The sequence below is a fragment of the Desulfurivibrio alkaliphilus AHT 2 genome (genome assembly GCF_000092205.1).
GTDB classification, from domain to species: Bacteria; Desulfobacterota; Desulfobulbia; order Desulfobulbales; family Desulfurivibrionaceae; genus Desulfurivibrio; species Desulfurivibrio alkaliphilus.
In genome coordinates this window covers 476,187-500,470 of sequence record NC_014216.1, presented here as the reverse complement: position 1 = coordinate 500,470, position 24,284 = coordinate 476,187, and the positions used below count along the sequence as shown (strand labels likewise).

Below are 24,284 nucleotides of genomic sequence, written 5' to 3'. Positions count from 1 at the left end.
TTTCCGCGACGCTTTCGTTGTATGCTGGAGTTACCAACCATAATATCCTGTAAAACCTGAACCAGGAGGTAAAACATGGTAAACCCCGAACCGGAGATCAAGAAAATCCTGGTCCCTCTGGACTTTTCCGGCAACTCCATCATGCTGATCAAAAAGGCCAGCAAGGTCGCCAAGGAATTGGGGGCCGAGCTGGAAATCGTGCACGTGGTGGAATCCCTGGCCCCATACATGGGTTTTGCTGTGCCGCATATCCCGCTGGACTCCATGGGCAAAGACCTTTACGGCTATGCCGAGAAAAAGATGGAGAGTTTCCTGGCCGAGAACCTGTCCGACGACATTCCCCACCAGGCCAAAATAATCACCGGCAACGATGCGGCGGCGGAAATTATTCGCCATGCCGAGGAAAATAATTGCGACCTGATCATCATCGCCACCCAGGGCTTTAAAGGGTTGCCCAAGTTTCTGTTCGGCAGCGTGGCCGAGCGGGTGCTCAAGCAGGCGCATTGCCCGGTAATGACCGTCAAACCCAGGTAAACGGCCGGCAGCACCGCATCTTGCGGCGATCGAGACGGCTCGCGTACTGATGTACGCTTCGCCGTCTCGCTTGCCGCAACCTGCGGCACTGCCGGCCGTTTACCCCCCCTTTGGTTAGCGGAGCGGGACGTTTTCACCGACGCCTTGACTGGCTGGCTCGGGATGCGGCATTGCCGGCCGTTTACCGTATTATTAATTCCAACTGATAAGGTGAGTGCATGTCTTCCGACGCCGAAGAGCCCATTGAAGGAAACTGGTACGAACTTCCCTCCGGCGAAATCTTTACCGTGGTAACGGTGGATGAAGAGGAGGGCATGGTGGAGGTCCAGTATGATGATGACCGGGTTGAAGAGCTTGAACTGGAAACCTGGGAGGATCTGGGGGCCGATCCCATAGATCCGCCCGAACAGTGGACCGGAGGCTACGGTACCTTCGACGATGAGGATGATCTGGATGTAGAACCCAGTGAAATCGAGGAGGAATAAGACAGATGACGGTACAACTTTCTTTCAGCAAGGATGAAAACGAACTGCTGCCCGACTTTCGCAATAAAATCAGCAAGGCGGAATCAACCGAAGATGTCAAAAAGGTCTTTGCGCAAACCACCGGACAACTGCTGACCAGGATTTTCGGCGACAAAATCAAAACTGAATATGAAGATATTCGCCTGAACCCCGCCGAGATTAATGGTGCGCCGGCTTTCACCGTGACAAGCAACCTCAAGGACCAGCCGAACTTTGTGGAAATTTGGGAGAATTCCGATCTGCCCCATGTGGTCGGCCGCCTGGCCCAGACGGCCAAGAACCGCTACAAGCACCTGGAAAAACACCCGGAAAAAACCAACGCCAAAATAAGAATGTAGACCCTCCCCCCAAGCCCGTGATCAGTTACGCTCCCGGGCTTGGGGGGGGGCCTGTCCGTAAGCGTCACCGAAAATCCCGGTGGCCTACGGATGAACTGGTCATCACCAAGGCTCAGCCAATCACCTCCACATCTTCCGCCTGCAAACCCTTGGGGGTTTCCACCACCGCAAAGCTGACACTCTGACCATCCTGCAAAGACCGGTAACCTTCCCCCCGAATCCCCCGGTAGTGCACAAAAACATCCGAATCATTGTCCCGCTCGATAAAACCGAACCCTTTAGGAGCGTTAAACCATTTTACCCGGCCATTTACTCGTTCCGACATAACCCTTACTCCTTGCCACTGAATTTCAGGCGCTTTGCGCCGACCAAACCGTGATCCGCAAGCCAAGACCACGCAATTCCACACAAAAAATATGATGAAGAGATTTTTTTAGCGAAGCAAGTTTTTTTTTAATGTGTGGTACTTTTTTTTGTTTTTTCCGCCAGGGGCGGGCAAGAAACATTGTTCTTTCCTGGCATAAGAAACCACGGTGTGGGGGAAAGGGCCTTGCAGGGGGCCGATTCAGCTTATTTTACAACTTGCCAACCCGCCCCATTAAGTCTAATTTGTTTTGCAAATATTGGGCAAATTGCCTATATATGGCCACCATCAAGACCTTGGGGAGGTCGATGACCAACCGGTGACAACACCAAAACCAAAAGAATGAATTTACACCGCACAACGGCTCCTCTTGCCAAGCAAAAAAGCTTACCAACAGCTATGAGTTCACCATTGACCATGAAAAAACTGAATGGCTCCGGCACCCAGATGAACACCGAAAAAAGAAAACGTACCATCGACCCCGAAGACAAGGCACGCCGGATATTTGAGAGTGCGCGCAAGCTCTTCGTGGAAAGGGGTTACTATCGGGTCTCAATTCCAGATATTGTTCGCAGTTCCGGGGTAAGCACCGGCGCCATCTACAATCTCTTCGGCAGCAAGGAAAACCTGGCCAAGGTACTGCACAAAAAAACCCTGGGCGATTTCAACGAGATGTTCCTCCAGCGTCTGAATGGCCGGGAAACCACCCAGGCCAAGCTACTGGCCTTCACCGAAGTGGTCTTCGAGCTCACGGAAAAGGACCCGGCGATGATGGAATACCTGATGTTCATGAAACACGCCGAATTCATGGAGGATGCCGCCCCGGTCTGTTTCACCGAACCCTTCCAGGTAATTCGCCGGATCATTGCCGAAGGCATGGAAAAAGGCGATCTTAAACCGGGCGATGTCTTTCTCAACGCCGTCTCTTTCACCGGGGCCATTCTGCGCCCGGCCCAACTCCGCATCCAATGCGTACTGCAGGACCCTCTCACCATTCACACCAATCAGTTAATGGCCAATGCCTGGGCGGCCATTAAGGCCTGAGCCTTACCCCGGTACCACATTCAGCCACCTAAAAAACTTGGCCGGCCCACCCTTGGTACGTGTAATCACGTAGTACCTAAGACGGTTCCTCATTAGTCCCACAAAAAGGAAGTAGCTTGCTGTCAGGCAAGTGCGCTTTCAGTCAGAAAATGTTTGTTGTGGCCACCCTGCCACAGCAGTGATATTTCTTCGTGATGTGGCACAGGTAAGCCCCGCCATCTATTCCCTGAAGCACATCAAAGCCATGTGACAACGTGGTTTTTTGGCGTCAATCCCCACAACCAAAAAAAACCAAAAAGAATGATTTTTCTATTGACTTTAATTTTTACATTCTCTATTCTGATAACCAGAAGTTAACCTGGTTATCAAAAGGGTTTGATTAAGAGAGTAGCGATCTCGCGACCAGGCAGCAAAAACATCCTTAGTTTGGATGTTTTTTAAGCCGACAGACAGGAAAGAATGTTCTATTTACCTGGGCAGGTTTAGAAGAATAATGCCGATAAGTTATTGTAGATAGAACAATAAGCGTAAGGATAACAGGAGGCCTCAACTTGCCTCCAGCATAAAAAAGAACAATCTTTCACAAAGGAGACCGCCATGAAAAGATTACTCTCACTCGCCCTGATCACCAGCTTCATTCTTGCCACCCTGCCTGGCCTGGCCATGGCCTGGGACCTTGAGGGCTTTGAAAACGCCAACAAGGAACGTGGCCAGTGGGCCTGGTTCACCGGCCAGGCCCGCACCTGCGACGAAGAAATTCCGGTACCCGGCGCTCACACCCGGGCGGAATGGCGGGAGATGTTCACCACCGCCAAGGACAAACTGCCCTGCGGCGGCGCCGGCATCAACCCCCGGGTTGTCCAGCACATCTTCCTTTTTCTCTATGAGCATGCGGCCGATTCCGATGATCCCATGACCCAGAAACCGGAATCCTGCGGTTAAGTTTGATGGCGGCCGCCGAAGCATGACTTCGGTGGCCGCCGCTGTTTTGTGCCCCGCACCAGAGAGGAGAAAGGTTATGGAAGCGACCATGCACCCCCCAGGCAATTCCCGGCAACTGCTCAACTTGGCCGGCTGTTTCGACTACCCCTCCGCCGAACTGGCCCGGCAATTGAATGTGCAGCTGGAGCAACTGGAAAACATCCACGTGCGCCTGTTCATCAATGACCGGGGCGGCACCAAGACTCCGCCCTACGCCGGTTGTTATCTCGACCGGGATGATCGGCGACAATTCATGATCGATTTCAGCGGCATTTGCTGCGAGCAGGGCATTGTCATCAGCTCCGGCCACCCGCCCGACCATATTCCCGCCATGCTGGAAACCCTGGCCCTGCTGCTGGCCGAGGCCAAAGAATCGCCGGAGCTGGACATTGATTCTTTGCTGCAACGGTATTACCGGGGCTGGCCGGAACGGTTTGCCGCCGCTTTGGAAGAACACGACGAAGTGGGGTTTTACGCCGCCGCCGCGGCGGAGCTCAAAGAAACCCTGGCAACCTTGCACCGGCACAGCGACAAGGGTCTTGATCATTAACCTGCCGACCGAGCAACACGAACCAAGCTTATCCATATAAATAAAAGGGGAGATGGAGCACCATGAAAGTCTCGAGAAGAAAATTCCTGGCCGGTTCGGTGGCCGGCCTGGGTGCCCTGGGGGCCGGCTCGGCGGGCTTGCGCTTTGTTCGCAAGGCCGAAGCGCAAGGCCGGGCCGGAGAAGTGAAATATGTTAACTCCAGCTGTGCCATTTGCACCAGCAAATGCGTTTTCCGCGGCCAGGTGGTCAACGGTATCATCAGACGGCTGGAGCCGGAGCCGGATTTTCCCAAGTCCCGTGGGATGATGTGCGCCCGGGGCAACGCCGGGGCCTGGACCCCGTATGACCCCGACCGGGTCAAATACCCGCTGATCCGCACCGGCCGGCGGGGTGAAGGCAAATGGCGCAAGGCCACCTGGGAAGAGGCTTATAAGTATATTGCCGACAAAACCAACCAGGTGGTGGAAGAAGAAGGGGGCCATCGCTCCTGCATCGGTTTTGCCTCTTCGGAAGGCACTTACCAGGAAATGTACTGGCACCAGTTCCGGGAGGTTTTCGGCTCCCCCAACTCCCTGCGCCACCCTACCCTTTGCTTAAGTTCGGTGATTCGAGGCTTTCAGTCGGTATTCGGCACCTACCCGGTAACCGACCTGAAAAACGCCCGTTATGTGATCATGGCCGGGGCCAACCGGGCCGAGGCCATTTTCACCCCCGACACCATGGATATTTTCAGCCGCCCCAAGGGCAGCTACAAGCTGATCTATCTCGATCCGCGCTTCACCAAAACCGCCGCCAAGGCCGACCAGTGGCTGCCCATCAAGCCCGGCACCGACATGGCCTTCGCCCTGGCCCTGGCCCACGTGATCATCGCGGAAAATCTTTACGACCGGGATTTTGTGGCTAACTTCTGCACCGGCTTTGATGAACTGGTCGAGCACGTCAAACCCTACAGCCCGGAGTGGGCCGCCGAGGAAACCGGCATCGCCGCCGCCGACATCCGCCAGATCGCCCGCGAGCTGGCCACCACGCCCCACTCGGTCTTTTACCCCGGCCGCCGTTCCTCCTGGCAGGGGGAAGAGGTCCAGACCCGGCGGGCGATTGCCATCGTCAACGCCCTGATCGGGGCCTTTGACCGCCCCGGCGGTCTGCTGCCGGCAGTCGGCGTGCCCATGCGCTCCTATTTTTACGAACCGGCCTGGTACACCCAGACCCGCCCCCGGCTGGAAAGTGATGATGTCATGTTCCTGGGCCCCCGGGACGGCTCTTGGGTAGCCTGGCGGGACCGTGCCCTCAAGGCCGACCCCTACCGGATCCGCGGCCTGTTTATCTATAAACAGAACGTGCTGGAAGCGGTGCCGGATCGCGACAAGAGCATGAAGCTGTTCGACCAGATGGATATTATTGTCTGCATCGACACCTTCATGAGCGACACCGCCTGGTACGCCGACGTGGTGCTGCCGGAGAGCAATTACCTGGAGCGCCTGGACCCGCCGCAAAGCCTGGGCGGTATCGAGCCCACGGCGGTCTTTCGCCAGCCGCTGATCGACCGGCTGTACGACACCAAGCCCGGCTTTGAAATTGTCAGCGAACTGGCGGCTTATTTTGAAGACGAAGACGGCTTTAAGCTGAGCGAATACTTCGAGGGCAGCCCGGAAGAACATGCCCGGAACTTTGTCGCCGATCATCCCGGCGCCTGGGAGCAGTTGCGCGAAAAGGCCTTTATTACCGTTCCCAAGGTGCAATTCGGGGCTTACCGGCAAGAGGGGCGGCGGATCAACACCGCCACCGGCAAGGTTGAACTCTACAGCGAAGACTTTGCCGGCCGGGGCCTGGACCCGCTGCCGGTGTTCCGGCGTTGCGAAGAACCCGGGCCAGACCAGTTCCGCTTCCTGGTGGGCCGCCATGCCATCCACACCAACTCCATGACCGCCGCCTTCCCCGAGCTTAACTGGCACCAGCCGGAAAACGCGGTCTGGCTGAACCCCGAGCCAGCCGCCAGGCTGGGGATCAACGACGGTGACCTGGTGCAGATGCAAAACCGCAGCGGCGCTCAGGTTACCGTCAAGGCCAAGGTCACCGCGGGAATCCGCCCCGACTGCGTTTACTACGCCCCGGGCTACGGTGCCATCTCGCCGGGCAAGCCCCTGGTTTACCAGCGGGGCGCCTCCCAGGCCGCCATTCTGGAATCCCACTTTGAGCCGATCTCCGGCAATGCCCTGATGCATGAAACCATTGTCGAAATCAGGAGGGTCTAAACCATGTCGCAAGAGAGAAAAAAACGGTGGGTCATGGTGGTCGACCCAGACAAATGCATCGACTGCAAGGCCTGCGATGTCGCCTGCAAACGGGAAAACGGGATGGACGCCGGTACCGACCAGCAGGTCTACCGCAACTGGATCACCAGCAAAGGGGTGGAAGGCACCTACCCTTACTTAAAAGAACGTTTTGAGCCCAGCCAGTGCCAGCACTGTCAGAATCCGCCCTGCGTTAAGGTTTGCCCCACCAGCGCCTCTTATCAAACTGAAGACGGGCTGGTAGCCATTGACTACAAGCGCTGCATCGTCTGCGCCTCCTGTATTCTGGCCTGCCCTTACGATGCCCGCTACAAATCGCCCCAGACCAAGGTCATCGACAAGTGCACCTTTTGCGCCCACCGGATTGCCGAGGGCAAATTGCCGGCCTGCGTCGACACCTGCCCCACCAAGGTCCGGGTGTTTGGTGATCTCAACGATCCCAACAGCGAAGTGGCGAGGCTGCTGGCCACCCGGCACTACCGGGTGCTCAAGCCGGAACAGGGCACTAAACCCAGTCTTTTCTACCTTTCATAACAGGGGGGCGGCATGAACACCATGACAATGAACAACAAGCTGATCAATACGCGCGGCGATATGATCTGGGCCTTAATGGCCGGGGCACTTTGCCTCGTCGGCCTGGCGGGCCTGGGCAACTATCTGCTCCAGGGCCATGATGCCTATAACGTTTACCGGCAAGTGCCGTGGGGGATTCTGATTTCCACCTACGTCTTTTTCGCCGTCTGCTGTACCGGCCTGTGCCTGGTTTCTTCCCTGGGCCATGTTTTCGGCTTCAAAAACTTTGAAGGGATCGGCAAGCGGGCCATCGCCATGGCCATCATCGCCCTGGTTTCGGGCTTTGTGGTCATCGGCCTGGAGCTGGGCCGCCCCCTGGCCCTGATCTATAACCTGCTCAGCCCCAACCCCAGCGCCCCCATCTGGTGGATGGGCACCCTTTACAGCATTTACCTGGGGGTACTGCTGGTGGAGTTTACCCTGATGGTCCGGGGCATGCATAAATACGTGGGTTATGCCAGCTTGGCCGGCTTCATCGGCGGGGTGGCGGCCAACTCCAACCTGGGGTCGGTTTTCGGCCTGCTGGACGCCCGCCCCTTCTGGCAGGGACCATTTCTGCCCATCTCCATCATCGTCACCGCCGCCATCAGCGGTTGCGCCATCGTGATCCTGCTCATGGCCCATCGTTATGCCCGGGAAAAAATGCCCGAGGATATCCAGCGGGCGGTGACCGCCACCAGCAAAATTTTCGCTCTGCTGCTTGGGGTCCTGATGTTTTTTGAGTTCTGGAAGGTGATGAGCGCGATCTACGGCACCGTTCCCGGCCAATACGACGCCATGATGATCCTGCTCAAAGGACCCCTGGCCTTTAATTACTGGGGCCTGGAGATCCTGCTGGGTATGGTAGTGCCCTTCGTGCTGCTGATGAGCAGCGGCGGTCGCAGCCTGGGTACGGCGGTGGTGGCGGCGATCAGCACCCTGATCGGGCTGTTTTTCATGCGCTACAACATGGTGGTGGCCGGGCAACTGGTTCCGCTGCGGGCGGAAGTGGACGCGGTGGGCCCCAGCGGGCTTTTAAGTTACACCCCCTCGCTGACCGAGATCGCCATCACCCTGGGCGGCTTCGGCCTCTGCCTGGCCCTTTACATGGCCGCCGACCGCTATTTCAACCTGGATGAACAAGGCCACTGAGCGTAAGAAATACTTAAGGTAACCATGACCGGCGCGAACGGATCGCGCCGGTCATGGTTACCCCCAATCTGAAGGAGGCCCATGATGAAACCACGTTTATTAACCAGCGCCCTGGCGATGCTGCTGCTGCTCTTTGCAGCGGGCTGCGCCGCCACCTCGGGCCAGGCGGTCCCCCCCTCGGCGGCCGGACACACCCAGGCGGTGGAACAGGATCCCAAACTGCGGATTACCACCCAAGAGGTCATGGAGCTGTTCGCCCAAGAATATGGCGATGCCCCGCTGATTGAGGAAACACTGAAGAAAAACACCAGCTTTCTGTTGATCGACACCCGGCCGCCGGTCCGCTTCAATGAAGGCACCGTGCCCGGCTCCATCAACATTCCCACCCCGCGCTTTGCCCAGGATATCCCCAAGCTCCCCAAAGATCGGACCCTGATCTTTTACTGCGGAGGGTTGGCCTGACCCTTCACCGGTGAGGCGGCGGTCGTCGCCCAAGAGCATGGTTTTACCGATATCCGCGCCTGGTATGAAGGCGAACCCTTCTGGACCAAGGCCGGCAATTATCGCATCACCGACACCCCGCACGTGCAGCGGTTGGTGGAGGCCAGTGACCGGGAAAATTTTGTCCTGATCGATTCCCGGCCCCCCAGGGTGCATCAGGCCGAGCATATCCCCGGCTCCATTTCTATTCCCTGGGTGCTGTTCGAGCAGAAGAAAGGCATGTTGCCGGCGGACAAAGATCTTCCGCTGATCTTCTACTGCGGCGGCCATCATTGTGATTTGAGCCACAAATCGGCGGTGGCCGCCCTGGAGATGGGCTATACCAAGGTCTTTGTCTATTCCGCCGGGGTTCCCGACTGGAAGAAGGCCGATCTGCCCCTGTGGGGTTACGAGGCCGCCGGAGTGGAAATGGCCGAGGTTGACCCCGACGCCCTGCCGGAAACCATCACCGCCGAGGAGTTCGTGGCGGCGGTACAAGCCGGCACTGTGGCCCTGATTGACGTGCGCAGCGAACGGGAATTTGCCGAAGGCAGCATCCCCGGCGCCATCAACATCCCCGACGGCAAGTTCTACGAGGATCTCGATGCGGCGGTGGCCAAGCTGCCCAACGATCGCCGGGTGATCATCATCTGCGCCACCGGCGCCCGTTCCGGCGGGGTGTTCTTCATGGTCAGCGACATCATGCTGGATGAACCCGAACTGTACAGCAACCCCCACGGAGTTCAGTACCTGAACCAGGGCCTTGAGTACGCCCCGGACGGCACCTTCACCGTGAAGTAAGCAGTAAACAACCATAGCAACAGGCTTTACCCCGGCCACGGGCCGGGTCGCTACCTCCTCTCGGCGGCCCGGTTCCGTGGTTTTTTTATGCGACAATGGCAGGTAACGCCAAAGTCGCTGGGCCCACCACCACCAGCTTGACTTTGTTCCCGGGATTTGGTAAACGAGGCAGTTTGTGAGAGGGGCAAGACCGCCATGCGCTGTCATCCAGCATCATTAACTAACTCGCCATAATTCCGGGAAACAACGATGAAAAAACTAGTTAGCAAAATCAAAGGATTTGTCAATGAGCGGCCCAAGACCAGCATCGTTATTTTAATCGCCTTTATCGCTGTTTTCAGCTACGTCAATCTGCAGGCCATGCACATTACCAGCGAACCCGGGTTTTGCGAGATGTGCCACCCGGGCACCGGTACCGGCGCCCTGAGTGAAGTGCATACCTGGCGGCAGAACATCCACGCCGAGGCCGGGGTAAAATGCCTGGACTGCCACGGCGAACCCGGTATTTTCGGTTACAAAAAAGCCAAAATAGGCGGCCTTTACGATACTTACGTGGAGATCTTCCGCTCGGAAGAGTACAAACTTAAAATCCTTAACAAGTCCGTGGAAGACCCCCAGTATGCCGCCAACCTGGTGCCCTCCACCACCTGCCTGTTTTGCCATACCGACAGCGTTAACCAAAAAATTCGCTCTGAGCGGCTGATGTCCATTGGCCACAAGTTCCGGTTGCTGGACACGGTGGAAAATCCGGAATTCCGGAAGGAACGTGGCATGCGGGACATCTTCACCGATGAGCTTAAAAGCGAGATTGACCCCAATCATAAGCGGCACATCGATGCCGGCCTGACCTGCATGGACTGCCACCACCGCATGGTGCACGGCGGCGAGTACCGGGCGGCGGTGGATTTGAACCAGTGCAGCCAGTGCCACAGCGAACGGGCCGGGGAGATCTCCATGTCCGACGTCGTGATGGGGGAAGGCGACAGCGCCGTTTCCTTCAGCCACGACTTTCACGGCATGATGTTCAGCTGCGACCACTGCCACACCGACCTCTTCCCCATGAAGGCCGGCGGCAGCGCGATCAGCTTCGACTATCATACCACCGACCAGTACTGCTTCTCATGCCACAACGGCCAGGCAGCTTCCTATGACTGCGCCTCCTGCCACGGCCAGGTGCCCATGCCCATGGAGCCCATCACCTACACCATGGAAGGTTTTGCCCCGGTGGACTTTAACCACACTTTCCACGGTAATGCTTTTAGTTGCGAAACCTGCCACGACACCCCCTGGATCATGGAGGCCCACGCCACTCCCATGACCATGAACGAGATGTACCGGGGCCAGTTCTGCGGCCAGTGCCATAACGGTCAGGCGGCCTTTCCCGCCACCGCCTGCGCCCGCTGCCACCAGTAATCCTGTAAGCTGTTACGGGGCACCGCATCTTGCGGCGCCCCGTAACAGCTTACCTTTGACTTTTGGAATCAGCTACTGAATCCAGGCTGGTTCAATGCAACAACCCACGCCCTGACAGGTCAAAGTGCCTGTCAGGGCGTTTTTTTACCCTTCACGACCTTCGTTACTTCGGCTATACTCGGTGGCAGATTAAAAAAAAACAGGGTTTGGCGGGCCGATGAGGACGTCTCAAAATCGTCGCCCCATCGGCAACTAACCAACCCAGCAATCCCTACCGGGAGTGACGCATGCCAGCCGTCCGGAAACACGGCTCAAGCTCCACCCACCCTCCCCGCCCTGTACTACGGCTGGCGGTTTTGGCCCTTTTTGCCCTGGCGTTGCTTTTACCCTCCACCGTGGCAGCCGCCACGGAGCCCAAAAAAGTAGTGATCATTCGCTACCCCATCGAGCCGAACCACTTCACCCCGCTGGTGGAGGCTTACCAGGAAACCATGGCCCAAAGGGGTTACCGGTCCGGCCGGGAAGTGATTTATATCGACATTCTCACCACCACCGCCGAGCAGAATTCAATTCCCGAGGTCATCGCCGCCGTTGAGCAATACCGGGAGCAGGCCGATCTTTTCATCACCAGCGGCTGGGTCTCCATGGCCGCCCGCAACATTTTGCAGCATAGCGAGGTGCCCCAGCTTTTTGTGCCGGTGCTGGACAGTGTCGCCCTCCACATGCTCCCTTCGCTGCATGAACCACCCAACACCAACCTCTCCGGGCTTTACCTGATGTACCCGCCGGAAAAAATCCTGCGCCTGGCTCGCCTGCTGATGCCGGAACTAACCGACTACGCCTTTGTTTACGACTCGCGCATACCGGCCGATAAATCTTTTTTTCAAGCCTACCGTCAACTCCCTGCCGAGGCCCGTTACGGGATCAACATTCACTACCTGGACCTGGCCCAAGGACTGGAGCCGGTAATGAACACCCTGCAGCAGGGCACCATCGGCGCCTACGGCGGCATTGTCGGTTACCTGCCCCATCGCCGGCGGCTGGCCGCCAGTGAACTGCCGGTAATCACCGCCTTCACCCCGGACATTGAGGTTGAAGATATCTCCGATTTCACCGCCATCGACAACACCCTGGCGGGGCTGTTCAACCCCTTCAGCTACACCGGCCGGCAAGCGGCGGAAATCAGCGCCGATTTGTTCGATGGCCAGACCGACATCACGGCGGTCATCCCCCGACCGGCCCGCCAGATGGCCTTCATCGATTTTCGCAACGCCGAAAAGCTGGCAATCAGTATTCCCTTTGCCGCCCTTGAAGCCGTGGACATGGTGGTCAGATAATGACGAATGAACAGCAAACAAACCGGCCTGCAGCAGGTTTTTCTATTCGTACCTTTTTTCTGGGGGCCATGCTGCTGCTGATCGCTACCCTCTCGCTGCCCCTGCTGCTGGCCGGCAGCCACCTGATGGACCGCAACATCAAGGAAATGGGCGGGGAGTTGTTGCACAGCAAACTGCTGGCCCTGCTGGAACCGGTGGAGCGGCGCTATGAAACCCTGTATCGGGTCGGCCTGGAAGACAGCCTGGTCCACCGGAAGGAGATCAAGGAGATGGCCCTGGCGGAATTCAGCGCCTACCGCTTCCGCGACAGCGGCTCGGTCTTTGTCTTGACCCCCACCGGCGATATTCTGTTGAGCCAGCTTCTCAGCGACTCAACCGACCCCCATTTCCTCAATTTGCTGGCCAGGCTGAACAGCGCCGATCCCGATGAGCGGATTGTTGCCTACAGCAATGAGATCGGCCAGCAACTGGCTGCTTTTGAGTATTATCAGCCATGGGACAGTTATGTGGGGCTGAGCATCGACCACGACGAGTTGTTTGCACCTAAATATTTGTTTCTAAAAATTAATTTAATGGTCCTCGGGGCAGTGCTGCTGGTGGCCGCGCTCTTTGTGTATGGGCTGCAGCGCCTCCTGATCAAACCGATCATTCAGCTCAACCACTATGCCGGCCACGGTTTTGACGATGAGCAGGCCAAGCCGCCGCAAGCCGGTTTTATCATGGAGCTTGCCACCCTGCGCGACAGCCTGGTTAACATGGTGGCCACCCTCCAGCACCGGGCCCGGGAGGCGGCCGAACAGGTAAAGATCATCAGTCGACGAGAAGCCGAGTTGGCAGCGGAAAGGGAGCAGTTGGCGGTAACCCTGCGGAGTATCGGCGACGGGGTGATCACCACCGATACCACCGGCCGGGTGATCCTGCTGAACCTGGTGGCCGAACGCCTCACCGGCTGGTCCCAGCAGGAAGCCCAAGACCGGCCGCTGCCGGAAATATTCCACATCATCAATGACCGTACCGGCGAAAAACACCCCAATCCGGTGGATAAAGTACTGCAAACCGGACTTAACGTGGAGCTGGAAAACCATACGGTGCTGATCTCACGCCACGGCAGCCGCTACCATATCGCCGACAGCGGCTCACCCATCCGCAACTTCAACAGTGAAATCATCGGAGTGGTGCTGGTCTTCCGGGATGTCAGCGAGGCCATCCACACCGAGGCGGAACTGCTCAAGGCCAAGAAGCTGGAGTCGCTGGGGGTGCTGGCCGCCGGTATCGCTCATGATTTCAACAACATCCTTACCGCCATCATGGGCAACCTGGAGTTGGCCCGCTACCTGCTGGGGCCGCAGCATCAGGCCAGCAACCTGATCGAGGAAGGTACCAAGGCCTCCCAGCGGGCCCAGGGGCTGACCCAGCAGTTGCTCACCTTTGCCCGGGGCGGCGCCCCCATCCGCCAGGCTGCTTCCATTGCCGGGATCATCCGCGATTCCGCCGATTTTGTGCTGCGGGGCAGCGAAGTCAGCTGCCGCTATGAAATTCCCCATGATTTGAAGCTGGTCAATGTGGACAGCGGCCAGATCAGCCAGGTGATCCAGAACATCATCATCAACGCCCGGGAGGCCATCTCCGGCAGCGGCACCATCACCGTAAGCTGCCGCAACTTGGGGCCGGTGAAAAAAATGCCCGCCGACGAGTACGTGGAGATCAAGATCAGCGACAGCGGCAGCGGCATCAGCCGGGAAGAGCAGGGCAAAATTTTTGATCCTTACTTCACCACCAAGGAAAAAGGCTCCGGCCTGGGGCTGGCGGTTTGTCATTCCATTATTGCCAAACACCATGGTAAAATCAGTGTGGAGTCAGCACCGGGCCAGGGCTGCACCTTCACCATTCTGCTGCCGGTGGCCAACAGCGCCGGCATCCCGGCCGAGGCCGACGACCGGCCCGCACCAGCCCACAATTTATCCCGGCGGATACTGCTGATGGATGACGAGGAAATGGTACGGCGGGTGGCGGCCAGGATTCTGCAACAACTGGGCTGCCAGGTGCAGGAAACCACCGACGGCGAAGCGGCCATTTCCGCCTACCGCCAGGCCCGGGAAGAGGGGCAGCCTTTTGATCTGGTGATCATGGACCTGACCATCCCCGGCGGCATGGGCGGCAAGGAGGCAGTTAAGGAAATCCGCCGGCTGGACCCCCAGGCCCGGGTGATTGTCTCCAGCGGTTACGCCAACGACCCGATCATGGCCGAACCGGAAAAATACGGCTTCGACGGGGTGATCAGCAAACCCTACCTGCTTAAGGACCTGGAACAGGTACTTGCCAACAGCAAACCCAAACCACAGGAGCAACAGCCATGAAAGTACTGATTGTCTACTACTCGATGTACGGCCATATTCAGCAGTTGGCCCAAGCGGTGGCCGAGGGGGCCGGCAAGGTGGAAGGCGCGGAGGTGGTGCTGCGCCGGGTACCGGAAACCCTGCCCGCCGAAGTATTGGCGAAAATGGGGGCCACGGAAGCACAGCAACAACAGAAAAGTATTCCCATCTGTACCATCGAAGAACTGGCCGCCGCCGACGCCGTTATTTTCGGCACCCCCACCCGGTTTGGCAACATGTGCGGCCAGATGCGGCAGTTCCTGGATGCCACCGGACAGCTCTGGGCCCAGGGCAGCCTGGTGGGCAAGGCCGGCAGCGTGTTTACCAGCTCCAACACCCAGCACGGCGGCCAGGAATCCACCATTTTAAGCTTCCACACCACCCTGCTGCACCACGGCATGGTGATTGTCGGGCTGCCCTACTCCTTTAGCGGCCAGATGGAAGCGGCTGAAATCTCCGGCTGCTCCCCCTACGGGGCCTCCACCATTGCCGGGGCCGACGGCAGCCGCCAACCCAGCGCCAACGAGCTGGCCGGCGCCCGCTTCCAGGGAGAGCATGTGGCCAAAATAGCCCAAAAGCTCAGCCGGCCGTAACGCCTTTCAGCAGTACCTGCAGCCCGTAAACCGGGAAGATCATCAAGGCCAGCATGCCGGCCTGAATAATTTCATTGCCCCAGACCACCCGGCGGTCCGGTTGTTCCATGCTGTTATCGACCGGACCGCCTCGCCTTAAACCGTGGGCGCGCCGCAGGTAATCATGCAGAAAATCATCGGCCATCCCCTCGGATTTGAGGAAAGCAACCCCAACCCCGAATCGTTGTTCCGCAAATTTTTCCACCCGCACCACTTCGCCCTTCACGGTCAGTTTGCGGTCTTCAAGGGTAATTTCCATCTCCAGCCTGGCGCCCCGGTTAACCGGCAGCCGGCTTTCCAGCAGCATCCCGCTGTGGCTGATATTTTTGGCCATCGCCGCGGCAAGGTCGCTCCCGGCCTGCTCATCAAGCCGGCTGACGGTAAGGGGTACGGCAAGATCCAGCCTGGGCGCGGCACGTTTTTCGGTGACCCCATAGCGCATAACGCTGTTTTTGCCCCGGCCTTTGGCCTGCAGCATGGCGTAATCGGCGCACACCAGCAAATCCCGGGCGTAAGAGGCATCTTCCGGATAGGTGGCAATCCCGCCACTTAAGGTGATCTCAACCCGATGCTTATCGATAAACACCGGCTGCCGGCAGACCTGGTCGCGGATCCGCTCCGCCATGGTCATGGCCCCCTCGGGGTCGACATCCGGCAGCAGCATTACGAATTCATCACCACCGTAGCGGGCGGCGAAATCCACCGTCCGCTTGCCGGTGGCCAGCACCCGGCCGAAATGCTGCAAGACTTGGTCTCCGACATCATGACCAAGCTGATCGTTGATTTCCTTGAAAGAATCCAGATCCCAGAACAGTACCGACAGCTTGCGGCCGTACCGCGCCGCCCTTTGAAACTCCTGCTCCAGGGCAAGCTCCAGGCTGTGGCGGTTGTTGAGCCCGGTGAGAAAGTCGATGTTTTTTTCCGCCAGCAGGGCCTCAAAATCCTGCACCGCAATGAGCTTTGCATGCCCGATGGTGTTACCCCGCAGGGCAAAATAATCACCCACCGCCACGGTGAGGGTAACGCGCCGGCCAAGAACAGCTGCCAGCGCCTGCTGGTGCTGCAAAACCCCGTGCCAGCACTTGCTCGCCTCCGACGCGGAAAAGGTCCGGTTGAGCAGCAGTTCCATGATCACCTTGCAGGCGGCATCCCCCTCCTGCCGCACCAGCAGCCGCAGCTCTTCAACGAGCTGTTCCTCGTGGGCCGACTGTTGCAGACAGGCCAGTACCACTTTTTTTAGATAGGTCTCGTTATCCGGCTCCTGAGAAACGCGCATGGCCTCTTCCGGTCTGCCCGGGGCCATAAGAACAAGGCTCCCGTATTAAAAGAGATCGCCCGCCAAGGCTTGGCCTTGTGCGGATACTTTTCATTTTAGCAAAAAAATCATTGCAAAAACAAGGCCAGTTTTTGTAAGTAAAATTTATGTAAGATTTTCCACAAGTTCAGTTAATGGTAAACAATGGTTGTCGCTTTTCATGCGGTGAAATCACCAAACTTGGGCATTTCACCACCTCGCCAAACAGACCGGTTGTACCATAAATATCCTGCCACATAATTTAAGTAACCGAAATTAAAGGCTGAACAAGAGTACCGAAAAAACCGCCACAACCGTGCATTGTGGTACATTTTTTGCATATTATTTGCAACGCGTCCGGTGATAACACCAGGGCGGCAACGTTAAAAAATAACCTTTAAAAATGGTTTATCGACATAATGGGCAGATCAACGGGAAGAAAACGGCTATGGAGGCTTCTTGGCGCCGTCCTGCTGCTGGGCTTGGCGGCAATGTTCAGCGGCGGCTGCGATGGTGGAGTTAAGGTAACGGTGGCCGAAGAAAAGGAAGATCCCCCAGAAACCACCCCTGAAACCCCGACCGAGCCGCAAGATCCGCAAGATATCACCACTACCCCGGTGGACCAGGCGGAACTGGAGCCGCCGGAGTTGAGCGCCACCCGCTACCTGGTCAGCCACCCGCCACCAACCCCGCGGGCGGCCGACTGGAAGGTGACCGAGATCAGCGCAACCAACGGAGGCGAGGGCATCGTGATTACCGCCGAGGTCAGCAGCCAGCAGTCGCCGCTGGCCGGCCTGAGCCAGGTGGAACAGGCCTGGGCCTTTTACCGTGACCAGGAAGGCAATTATCGGCGCAGCGAAATCACCGATTACACCCAGGTTGCCGACCATAACAACGGCGGTTACACCCTCAAAATTGCCGGCTTGAGCGATCAGCCCTGGTGGGGAGATGAGATCAGTTGGCTGGTCCAGCTTCGCAATCCCGCCATCCAATGGCCCCAGGCCCTCATCGTGGCCCATGATACCGCCGACGGCCAACCGGTGAAGGATCTGGTCACCGACCAGGGCTGCATCAACTGCCACGGGCAACGGGTCTTTATCGACGCCCGGGGCAAATACCGCAGCGTCGCAGTTACATCCGAAGGCGCCCCCCTGGCCATGAGCCAAGACCACCACTTCGCCGCCATCGGGGTGGAGGCCTGCGTGATCTGCCACGGCAACGGCGACGAACTGACCGCCTTTATCCACGGCATCCACAACTCCAGCCGGGTCAACCAGGATATCGGCGGCGGCCTGGAGGTCAGTGCCGGGCGCCACTATTCGGTGCGTTACCCCGGTGATCTGAAGGTCTGCAGCGCCTGCCACCAAAGCCAAGCCAGCCTGGAACATATCCGCACCCAGCCCATCGAGCACGACTTCTGCGCTGGCTGTCACGGCGCCACCCATGCCGCCGGCGCAACCGGCCAGTACAGCATGGACTGGCACAGTTACCCCTGGCGTGACACCGAGACCTGGCAAGCCGAGGATCTTGAAAAATTGCATGCCGTCACCCTGGACGAGTGGGACCTTGACCCTCAGGAGTACCCCTGCACCGTTTGCCACAACGGCAGCCTGGCGGCCCGTTATGTGGAACAGTTCCACCCCGGCAACGCGCCGGAGTTGCAGCGGACCGAGCAACTGGCGCTGGCGTTGGAGATCAGCAAAGTGGAGGCTGCCGGGCCCGGCAGCCAGGTCAAAATCCACTGGCGCGCTTTTAACCGCGATAACGACGAAAACTATAACCTCTGCCACACCGGCGCCGACCTGCCGGTCTTTTTCGACCACTTCACCGTCCGCCTCTCTTCCCTGCAGGCCGACGACCCGGTCAACCATATCGGCGGCTCCACCACCGCCCCCGGCCAGCCCGCACCGGGGCTGCTGCTGGGGCCCGACAACACCGTCTGCAACGGCGACGGCAGCGCCGTTACCACCCTCCAGCAGACCGCCCCAGCCTCTTACCGGGCCATGCTCTCCTTCGACGGCCGCCCCCGGCTCAACGATCAGCCCCTGCGCCTACCCATGCCCACCTATGTCTTCCGGGTGGAAAACGGCGCCGAAGAACCACGCCGGCAGCCGGTGGAAACCGAAAAATGCCTGGCCTGCCACCGCGGCGCCCTCTACCGCCATGATAACGCCGGCGGGGGGCGCAGCGACAACGCGGAACTCTGCATCACCTGCCACAACCCCGCCGCCACCGACCAGCACCACCGCCGGGAGCACTACGAAATCACCGCCAACCAGGCCTACGACCGCAAAGGGGCCGAGTCCATCAGCTTTGCCTGGATGATGCATGCCATTCACGGGGCCGGGGCCAACAACGCTTTTTACGCCATCTACCGCCCCGGCACCATCACCGCTTATGGCGGCCCAACCACCGCCCCCCCGGGTTGGCAGCTCGACGAGGAAGGCCGTGCCCGCAGCAGTTACCTGGGACAGCACGGCGAGGCGGAAGAGGTGCGGCACACCCTGAAAAAGGTCAATTACCCCCGGCCGCTCACCGAGTGCCAGGCCTGCCACAGCCAGCCGGAGGTAGCCCTGCCCGACCCCGGGGTGGCCCTGGCCATGAGCATGGACTCCGGGGTGAGCATGGGCAACCACAACGACGACACCCTCATCGGGCCGGCCACCGCCGCCTGCATGAGCTGCCACCACGGCGATACCACCATTAGCAAAGCCCTGCTGAAACACGCCTACACCAACAGCTGGTCACCGCAAATCTTTGCCCGCGGCAAACGCTCGTTGCTGGAGGGTGAAGCCATGGAAACCTGCCTGATCTGCCATGGAAAACCGGCACTATGAAAGAACTTGCACCATGAACCCATACCGGCCCCTGAAATCACTGCTAATCGTCGCGCTGCTGGCCCTTATGCTGATCTTGCCCGGCTGCAACCGGGAGGTCGAGATCACGGTGCCCCCCGATCCGCCTGGGGTTGATGAGCAATTGCCGGAACCGGAACCGGACCCCACCCCGGTGGACGAGGCGGAGCTGGAGCCGCCGGAGCTCAGCGCCACCCGCTACCTGGTCAGCCACCCGCCACCAACCCCGCGGGCGGCCGACTGGAAGGTGACCGAGATCACCGCAACCAACGGGGGCGAGGGCGTCGTGATTACCGCCGAGGTCAGCAGCCAGCAATCGCCGCTGGCCGGCCTGAGCCAGGTGGAACAGGCCTGGGCCTTTTACCGTGACCAGGACGGTGATTACCAGCGCCGCGAAATCACCGATTACACCCAGGTTGCCGACCATAACGACGGCGATTACACCCTCACCATTGCCGGCTTAAGCGACCGGCCCTGGTGGGGGGAAGAAATCAGTTGGCTGGTCCAGCTTCGCAACCCCGCCATCCAATGGCCCCAGGCCCTCATCGTGGCCCATGATACCGCCGACGGCCAACCGGTGAAGGATCTGGTCACCGACCAGGGCTGCATCAACTGCCACGGGCAACGGGTCTTTATCGACGCCCGGGGCACTTACCGTAGCGTGGCCGTAACCCCCGAAGGCGATTCCCTGGCCATGACCCAGGACCACCACTTCGCCGCCATCGGGGTGGAGGCCTGCGTGATCTGCCACGGCGACGGCGACGAACTGACCGCCTTTGTTCACGGCATCCACAACTCCAGCCAAGTCAACCGCAACACCGGCGGCGGCCTGGAGGTCAGCGCCGAGCGCTTCTACTCGGTGCGCTATCCCGGTGATCTGAAGGTTTGCAGCGCCTGCCACCAAAGCCAGGCCAGCCTGCAGTATCTTCGCGCCCAGCCCGTCGAGCATGATTTTTGCGCCAGTTGCCACGGCGCCACCCATGCCGCCGGTTCAACCGGCCAGTACACCATGGATTGGCCCAGCTACAACCCCGCCGCCAGCTCTCTGCACGGCCCCGGCGATGAAAACTGCATCGAGTGCCACAACGGGGTGGATTTTTTTGCCTTCACCGGCGATGTTCACCCCGGCAACACGCCGGAGTTGCAGCGGGCCGAGCAACTGGCGCTGGCGTTGGAGATCAGCAAAGTAGAAGCCGCCGGGCCCGGCAGCCAGATCAAAATCCACTGGCGCGCCTTTAACCACGACAACGATGAAAACTATAACCTCTGCCACACCGGCGCCGACCTGCCGGTCTTTTTCGACCACTTCACCGTCCGCCTCTCTTCCCTGCAGGCCGACGACCCGGTCAACCATATCGGCGGCTCCACCACCGCCCCCGGCCAGCCCGCGCCGGGGCTGCTGCCGGGGCCCGACAACACCGTCTGCAACGGCGACGGCAGCGCCGTTACCACCCTCCAGCAGACCGCCCCAGCCTCTTACCGGGCCATGCTCTCCTTCGACGGCCGCCCCCGGCTCAACGATCAGCCCCTGCGCTTACCCATGCCCACCTACGTCTTCCGGGTGGAAAACGGCGCCGAAGAACCCCGCCGGCAGCCGGTGGAAACCGAAAAATGCCTGGCCTGCCACCGCGGCGCCCTCTACCGCCATGATAACGCCGGCGGGGGGCGCAGCGACAACGCGGAACTCTGCATCACCTGCCACAACCCCGCCGCCACCGACCAGCACCACCGCCGGGAGCACTACGAAATCACCGCCAACCAGGCCTACGACCGCAAAGGGGCCGAGTCCATCAGCTTTGCCTGGATGATGCATGCCATTCACGGGGCCGGGGCCAACAACGCTTTTTACGCCATCTACCGCCCCGGCACCATCACCGCCTATGGCGGCCCAACCACCGCCCCCCCGGGCTGGCAGCTCGACGAGGAAGGCCGTGCCCGCAGCAGTTACCTGGGACAGCACGGCGAGGCGGAAGAGGTGCGGCACACCCTGAAAAAGGTCAATTACCCCCGACCACTCACCGAGTGCCAGGCCTGCCACAGCCAGCCGGAGGTAGCCCTGCCCGACCCCGGGGCGGCCCTGGCCATGAGCATCGACTCCGGGGTGAGCATGGGCAACCACAACGACGATACCCTCATCGGGCCGGCCACCGCCGCCTGCATGAGCTGCCACCGCGGCGATACCGCCACCGCCAGCAAGGTGCTGCTTAACCACGCCTATTTGAACAGTTGGCCGCCGCAAATCTTTGCCCGCGGTAAACGCTCGCTGCTGGAAGGAAAAGAGCTGGAAGCTTGCCTGGCCTGCCACGGACGGCCGGCATACTGACCACCGGAAAAAAATTACGCCCGCACCGCATTACGCGGCTTCCACCAAAAACCCCAAAAATCAGGCAATCATGAACGAAAAACAAAACAGAATCTGGCGTTTTTTGGCCTCGGTACAACTGGCCCTCTGGGTTATCGGCCTGCTGGCCGCAACCTCGATTATCGGCACCTTCATCCAGCAGAATAAGCAGTTGGAACATTATCTGGAAAATTACGGCCCGGAAATGACCAGGCTGTTGCAAACACTGGACATCATCCCCAATATGTACAGTTCCTGGTGGTTCATCACCCTGCTGATCATCTTTGTCGTCAACCTGATCATCTGCAGCCTCGACCGCCTGCCCGCCACCTGGCGACTGATCAACCAGGATAACCTGAATGTCACCCCACAGCGCCTGGCCAAAATGCCTCTGCAAAGGGAAATGAACTTTGCCGAAGAACCACCGGCCGCCGCCGAGCGCCTGGAGCAACGGCTTACCGCCATCGGCTGGCAGCCCGGCAGCCGGAACGGAGAGGAGGGCACCCTGCTCTTTGCCCAGAAAGGCGCCTGGTCACGGCTGGGAGCGTACCTGGTCCACCTGGGCATTCTGATCACTTTGGGCGGGGCGCTGATTGGTGGAATCTGGGGCTTCAAGGGCACCATCATGTTTCCCGAAGGGGAGACGGTGGATTTCATTTTCGACGGCACCACCGCGGAACTACTGCCGCTGGATTTTTCCATCTACCTCGACGAGTTTGAGATCAGTTTCTACCCGGACGGCACACCGCGCGAGTTCCGTTCCGACGTCATCATTTCCGATCCGGCATCGAACTCCCGCCGGCGCGACTCGATCCTGGTCAATCACCCCCTGCGGCACCGGGGCATCACCTTTTACCAGGCCTCTTACCGGGCTCTGGAGCAGTACCTGGTGCACCTCCGCAACCAGACCACGGGGGCTGAAATTTATCTGCTGGCCCTGCCCGACCAAGAATTGCACTGGCCGGAAGAAAATCTGACGCTGCAGGTAGCCGCTGCCCGGAGCGACCAATTGCAGCGGGTTCTTACCTACCAGGTCAGCCTGCAGAGCCCGGAAGCTCCACCCTCGGTCTTCACCATGGCGGACCGGCAAACGGTAACCGTAGACCGGCCGGAGCACCCGTACAATCTCTACCTCCAGCAGCGCTACTCCACCGGCCTGCAGGTGGCCAGGGACCCAGGCGTCTGGGTGGTTTACAGCGGATTTGCCCTGATTTGCCTGGGTTTGTATCTCACCTTCATGGTTTCCCACCGGCGGTTGTGGCTTTTGCTCACCCCGGCGGGCAAAGGAAGCACCCGGCTGCTGCTCTGCGGCGGCAGCAACCGCAACCGGGCCTCCTTTGACCAGCAGTTTGACCTCCTGGCCGCCCAGCTGAGCCGGGACGAGACCCGGAACAAAGATTAACAGCCGGCAAAAGCCGGCGCACCAGCGGCCGGCTAAGCGATTACGGCGGTCTCCGGGAAAATCACCCAAGCGGCCTGAAAAAAGTCCCAGGCCAACAGGACAGCCCGTCCGGCACGACCCAATCACGGCGACGGAGACTTTTCACCAAAACCTTGTTATTGCACCATTTTAAGCCGACACCAAGAAACAGCGGACAACTCGACAAACCGGCACATAATTTGCAAATAATCTCAAACGTTTGCTGCTTTTGCAGCTTAATTGTTTTCAGTTGCAACTTATCAGGCAGGAAGCCCAAACATTTGACCTGCAAAGGGTGAACCGTGCGCAAAAAAATCTTGGTTGTGGACGATGACGAATTGATCCGCTATGGCCTGCAACGGGCGCTGCAGGCGGAAAAGATTGAGGTAATCACCGCCGGCACCTCCACCGAGGCCGTACTGCAACTATCTTCCTGCCGTTACGACCTGTCCTTAATCGACGTGCACCTGCCGGATTTCAACGGCATGCTGCTGTTGCGGATCATCAAAGATATCTGCCCGGAAATGCGGGTAATCATGATGTCCGCCAGTCATCTCAACAACCAGGACCTGGAGGCGGAAGTCGAGCGAGCACAGGCCGGCGGCGCCTGCAAGTTCATCAGCAAACCATTCAACCTGCACGAGTTGAAAGAGGTCGTGCTACAGGCCCTCCACGGCAGCGATGAGTTCCAAACCGGCTTCCATTACTGCGACAATCGTTTCCTGAACCGCCGGGTGAGAAAAAAGAACCGGAAACCCTTCGAGGAAGAACTGCGCTACGCCATCAACGTTATCGAGGGGGGCGGCGAACGGCGGCTGCTGCTCCAAGCCCGCGGGGTGGACATCAGTGAGTACGGCATGGGGATTGTCACCGAATACCCGTTGCGCCCCAGCCAGGTAATCAGCCTGCAGTACAGCAACCTCAACCGCATCGGCACCGTGGTCTGGAGCAGCCTCTGCGACGATCAGCAAACCTGCCGGGCGGGGCTCCACTTTGCCTGAGC

21 protein-coding genes are annotated in these 24,284 nt (G+C 59.1%); 18 read left to right on the top strand and 3 right to left on the bottom strand.

Annotation, left to right across the window (positions count from 1 at the left end; translation table 11 throughout):
• Window positions 1–75 precede the first annotated feature (75 nt).
• The 3 genes from DAAHT2_RS02170 to DAAHT2_RS02160 all read left to right on the top strand — a co-directional run bounded on the left by DAAHT2_RS02170 (window position 76) and on the right by DAAHT2_RS02160 (window position 1,396).
• Window positions 76–534, top strand: a complete 459-nt coding sequence (locus tag DAAHT2_RS02170; RefSeq protein WP_013162664.1) for a universal stress protein — start codon at window positions 76–78, stop codon at window positions 532–534.
• Window positions 535–752: 218 nt separating this feature from the next.
• A complete protein-coding gene (locus tag DAAHT2_RS02165) occupies window positions 753–1,019 on the top strand; it encodes a DUF6763 family protein (protein WP_013162663.1) in 267 nt (88 codons plus the stop codon).
• Window positions 1,020–1,024: 5 nt separating this feature from the next.
• A complete protein-coding gene (locus tag DAAHT2_RS02160) occupies window positions 1,025–1,396 on the top strand; it encodes a hypothetical protein (RefSeq protein ID WP_013162662.1) in 372 nt (123 codons plus the stop codon).
• Between the two features lie 112 nt (window positions 1,397–1,508).
• Here DAAHT2_RS02160 and DAAHT2_RS02155 read toward each other — a convergent pair whose 3' ends face one another.
• Together DAAHT2_RS02155 and DAAHT2_RS14575 are read right to left on the bottom strand one after the other, a co-directional pair.
• Complete coding sequence (locus DAAHT2_RS02155; RefSeq protein ID WP_013162661.1) at window positions 1,509–1,721, bottom strand: cold-shock protein; 213 nt, start codon at window positions 1,719–1,721, stop codon at window positions 1,509–1,511.
• Between the two features lie 25 nt (window positions 1,722–1,746).
• Window positions 1,747–1,902: a hypothetical protein gene (locus DAAHT2_RS14575; protein ID WP_157861389.1), complete on the bottom strand. Its 156-nt coding sequence runs from the start codon at window positions 1,900–1,902 to the stop codon at window positions 1,747–1,749.
• A gap of 275 nt (window positions 1,903–2,177) precedes the next feature.
• Here DAAHT2_RS14575 and DAAHT2_RS02150 point away from each other — a divergent pair, with 275 nt between their 5' ends.
• The 11 genes from DAAHT2_RS02150 to wrbA all read left to right on the top strand — a co-directional run bounded on the left by DAAHT2_RS02150 (window position 2,178) and on the right by wrbA (window position 15,332).
• Window positions 2,178–2,804: a TetR/AcrR family transcriptional regulator gene (locus DAAHT2_RS02150; RefSeq protein WP_013162660.1), complete on the top strand. Its 627-nt coding sequence runs from the start codon at window positions 2,178–2,180 to the stop codon at window positions 2,802–2,804.
• 597 nt (window positions 2,805–3,401) lie between these two features.
• Window positions 3,402–3,746: a hypothetical protein gene (locus DAAHT2_RS02145; RefSeq protein WP_013162659.1), complete on the top strand. Its 345-nt coding sequence runs from the start codon at window positions 3,402–3,404 to the stop codon at window positions 3,744–3,746.
• A 76-nt stretch (window positions 3,747–3,822) separates the two neighbouring features.
• A complete protein-coding gene (locus DAAHT2_RS02140) occupies window positions 3,823–4,335 on the top strand; it encodes a molecular chaperone TorD family protein (RefSeq protein ID WP_013162658.1) in 513 nt (170 codons plus the stop codon).
• Between the two features lie 62 nt (window positions 4,336–4,397).
• Window positions 4,398–6,590, top strand: coding sequence for a molybdopterin-containing oxidoreductase family protein (locus DAAHT2_RS02135; protein ID WP_013162657.1), 2,193 nt, complete (start codon window positions 4,398–4,400; stop codon window positions 6,588–6,590).
• 3 nt (window positions 6,591–6,593) lie between these two features.
• The gene (locus DAAHT2_RS02130) at window positions 6,594–7,163 is read left to right on the top strand and encodes a 4Fe-4S dicluster domain-containing protein (protein ID WP_013162656.1); all 570 of its coding nucleotides are present in this window, start codon (window positions 6,594–6,596) and stop codon (window positions 7,161–7,163) included.
• 12 nt (window positions 7,164–7,175) lie between these two features.
• Complete coding sequence (nrfD, locus tag DAAHT2_RS02125) at window positions 7,176–8,333, top strand: NrfD/PsrC family molybdoenzyme membrane anchor subunit (protein WP_013162655.1); 1,158 nt, start codon at window positions 7,176–7,178, stop codon at window positions 8,331–8,333.
• Between the two features lie 81 nt (window positions 8,334–8,414).
• Window positions 8,415–9,614 carry a rhodanese-like domain-containing protein gene (locus DAAHT2_RS15015; RefSeq protein WP_013162654.1) on the top strand — a complete coding sequence of 400 codons (1,200 nt, stop codon included), beginning with the start codon at window positions 8,415–8,417 and terminating at the stop codon, window positions 9,612–9,614.
• Between the two features lie 249 nt (window positions 9,615–9,863).
• The gene (locus DAAHT2_RS02115) at window positions 9,864–11,027 is read left to right on the top strand and encodes a c(7)-type cytochrome triheme domain-containing protein (RefSeq protein WP_013162653.1); all 1,164 of its coding nucleotides are present in this window, start codon (window positions 9,864–9,866) and stop codon (window positions 11,025–11,027) included.
• Window positions 11,028–11,314: 287 nt separating this feature from the next.
• Window positions 11,315–12,364, top strand: coding sequence for an ABC transporter substrate-binding protein (locus DAAHT2_RS02110; RefSeq protein WP_013162652.1), 1,050 nt, complete (start codon window positions 11,315–11,317; stop codon window positions 12,362–12,364).
• On the top strand, window positions 12,364–14,721 hold the full coding sequence (locus DAAHT2_RS02105; RefSeq protein ID WP_013162651.1) for an ATP-binding protein: 2,358 nt from the start codon (window positions 12,364–12,366) through the stop codon (window positions 14,719–14,721). Before DAAHT2_RS02110 ends, DAAHT2_RS02105 begins: the two co-directional genes overlap by 1 nt.
• Window positions 14,718–15,332 carry an NAD(P)H:quinone oxidoreductase gene (gene wrbA, locus DAAHT2_RS02100; RefSeq protein ID WP_013162650.1) on the top strand — a complete coding sequence of 205 codons (615 nt, stop codon included), beginning with the start codon at window positions 14,718–14,720 and terminating at the stop codon, window positions 15,330–15,332. The genes DAAHT2_RS02105 and wrbA overlap by 4 nt, the downstream gene beginning before the upstream one ends.
• Here the strand turns inward: wrbA and DAAHT2_RS13680 are convergent.
• Window positions 15,319–16,674, bottom strand: a complete 1,356-nt coding sequence (locus tag DAAHT2_RS13680; RefSeq protein WP_013162649.1) for a diguanylate cyclase — start codon at window positions 16,672–16,674, stop codon at window positions 15,319–15,321. The genes wrbA and DAAHT2_RS13680 overlap by 14 nt on opposite strands.
• 410 nt (window positions 16,675–17,084) lie before the next feature.
• Here DAAHT2_RS13680 and DAAHT2_RS02090 point away from each other — a divergent pair, with 410 nt between their 5' ends.
• From DAAHT2_RS02090 to DAAHT2_RS13675, 4 genes are all read left to right on the top strand, one after another.
• Window positions 17,085–19,502, top strand: a complete 2,418-nt coding sequence (locus tag DAAHT2_RS02090; protein WP_013162648.1) for a multiheme c-type cytochrome — start codon at window positions 17,085–17,087, stop codon at window positions 19,500–19,502.
• A gap of 13 nt (window positions 19,503–19,515) precedes the next feature.
• Window positions 19,516–21,843 carry a multiheme c-type cytochrome gene (locus DAAHT2_RS02085; protein WP_041718773.1) on the top strand — a complete coding sequence of 776 codons (2,328 nt, stop codon included), beginning with the start codon at window positions 19,516–19,518 and terminating at the stop codon, window positions 21,841–21,843.
• 70 nt (window positions 21,844–21,913) lie between these two features.
• Entirely contained in the window at window positions 21,914–23,263 is a 1,350-nt protein-coding gene (gene resB / locus DAAHT2_RS02080) for a cytochrome c biogenesis protein ResB (protein WP_013162646.1), read from the top strand.
• Between the two features lie 320 nt (window positions 23,264–23,583).
• Window positions 23,584–24,282, top strand: a complete 699-nt coding sequence (locus tag DAAHT2_RS13675; RefSeq protein WP_013162645.1) for a response regulator — start codon at window positions 23,584–23,586, stop codon at window positions 24,280–24,282.
• Window positions 24,283–24,284 lie beyond the last annotated feature (2 nt).

What these genes read in the sequence shown, in the direction of transcription:
- DAAHT2_RS02170 (WP_013162664.1), top strand. Translation starts at nt 76, where the DNA reads ATGGTAAACCCCGAACCGGAGATCAAGAAAATCCTGGTCCCTCTGGAC.
- DAAHT2_RS02165 (WP_013162663.1), top strand. Translation starts at nt 753, where the DNA reads ATGTCTTCCGACGCCGAAGAGCCCATTGAAGGAAACTGGTACGAACTT.
- DAAHT2_RS02160 (WP_013162662.1), top strand. Translation starts at nt 1,025, where the DNA reads ATGACGGTACAACTTTCTTTCAGCAAGGATGAAAACGAACTGCTGCCC.
- DAAHT2_RS02155 (WP_013162661.1), bottom strand. Translation starts at nt 1,721, where the DNA reads ATGTCGGAACGAGTAAATGGCCGGGTAAAATGGTTTAACGCTCCTAAA.
- DAAHT2_RS14575 (WP_157861389.1), bottom strand. Translation starts at nt 1,902, where the DNA reads ATGTTTCTTGCCCGCCCCTGGCGGAAAAAACAAAAAAAAGTACCACAC.
- DAAHT2_RS02150 (WP_013162660.1), top strand. Translation starts at nt 2,178, where the DNA reads ATGAAAAAACTGAATGGCTCCGGCACCCAGATGAACACCGAAAAAAGA.
- DAAHT2_RS02145 (WP_013162659.1), top strand. Translation starts at nt 3,402, where the DNA reads ATGAAAAGATTACTCTCACTCGCCCTGATCACCAGCTTCATTCTTGCC.
- DAAHT2_RS02140 (WP_013162658.1), top strand. Translation starts at nt 3,823, where the DNA reads ATGGAAGCGACCATGCACCCCCCAGGCAATTCCCGGCAACTGCTCAAC.
- DAAHT2_RS02135 (WP_013162657.1), top strand. Translation starts at nt 4,398, where the DNA reads ATGAAAGTCTCGAGAAGAAAATTCCTGGCCGGTTCGGTGGCCGGCCTG.
- DAAHT2_RS02130 (WP_013162656.1), top strand. Translation starts at nt 6,594, where the DNA reads ATGTCGCAAGAGAGAAAAAAACGGTGGGTCATGGTGGTCGACCCAGAC.
- nrfD (WP_013162655.1), top strand. Translation starts at nt 7,176, where the DNA reads ATGAACACCATGACAATGAACAACAAGCTGATCAATACGCGCGGCGAT.
- DAAHT2_RS02115 (WP_013162653.1), top strand. Translation starts at nt 9,864, where the DNA reads ATGAAAAAACTAGTTAGCAAAATCAAAGGATTTGTCAATGAGCGGCCC.
- DAAHT2_RS02110 (WP_013162652.1), top strand. Translation starts at nt 11,315, where the DNA reads ATGCCAGCCGTCCGGAAACACGGCTCAAGCTCCACCCACCCTCCCCGC.
- DAAHT2_RS02105 (WP_013162651.1), top strand. Translation starts at nt 12,364, where the DNA reads ATGACGAATGAACAGCAAACAAACCGGCCTGCAGCAGGTTTTTCTATT.
- wrbA (WP_013162650.1), top strand. Translation starts at nt 14,718, where the DNA reads ATGAAAGTACTGATTGTCTACTACTCGATGTACGGCCATATTCAGCAG.
- DAAHT2_RS13680 (WP_013162649.1), bottom strand. Translation starts at nt 16,674, where the DNA reads ATGGCCCCGGGCAGACCGGAAGAGGCCATGCGCGTTTCTCAGGAGCCG.
- DAAHT2_RS02090 (WP_013162648.1), top strand. Translation starts at nt 17,085, where the DNA reads ATGGGCAGATCAACGGGAAGAAAACGGCTATGGAGGCTTCTTGGCGCC.
- DAAHT2_RS02085 (WP_041718773.1), top strand. Translation starts at nt 19,516, where the DNA reads ATGAACCCATACCGGCCCCTGAAATCACTGCTAATCGTCGCGCTGCTG.
- resB (WP_013162646.1), top strand. Translation starts at nt 21,914, where the DNA reads ATGAACGAAAAACAAAACAGAATCTGGCGTTTTTTGGCCTCGGTACAA.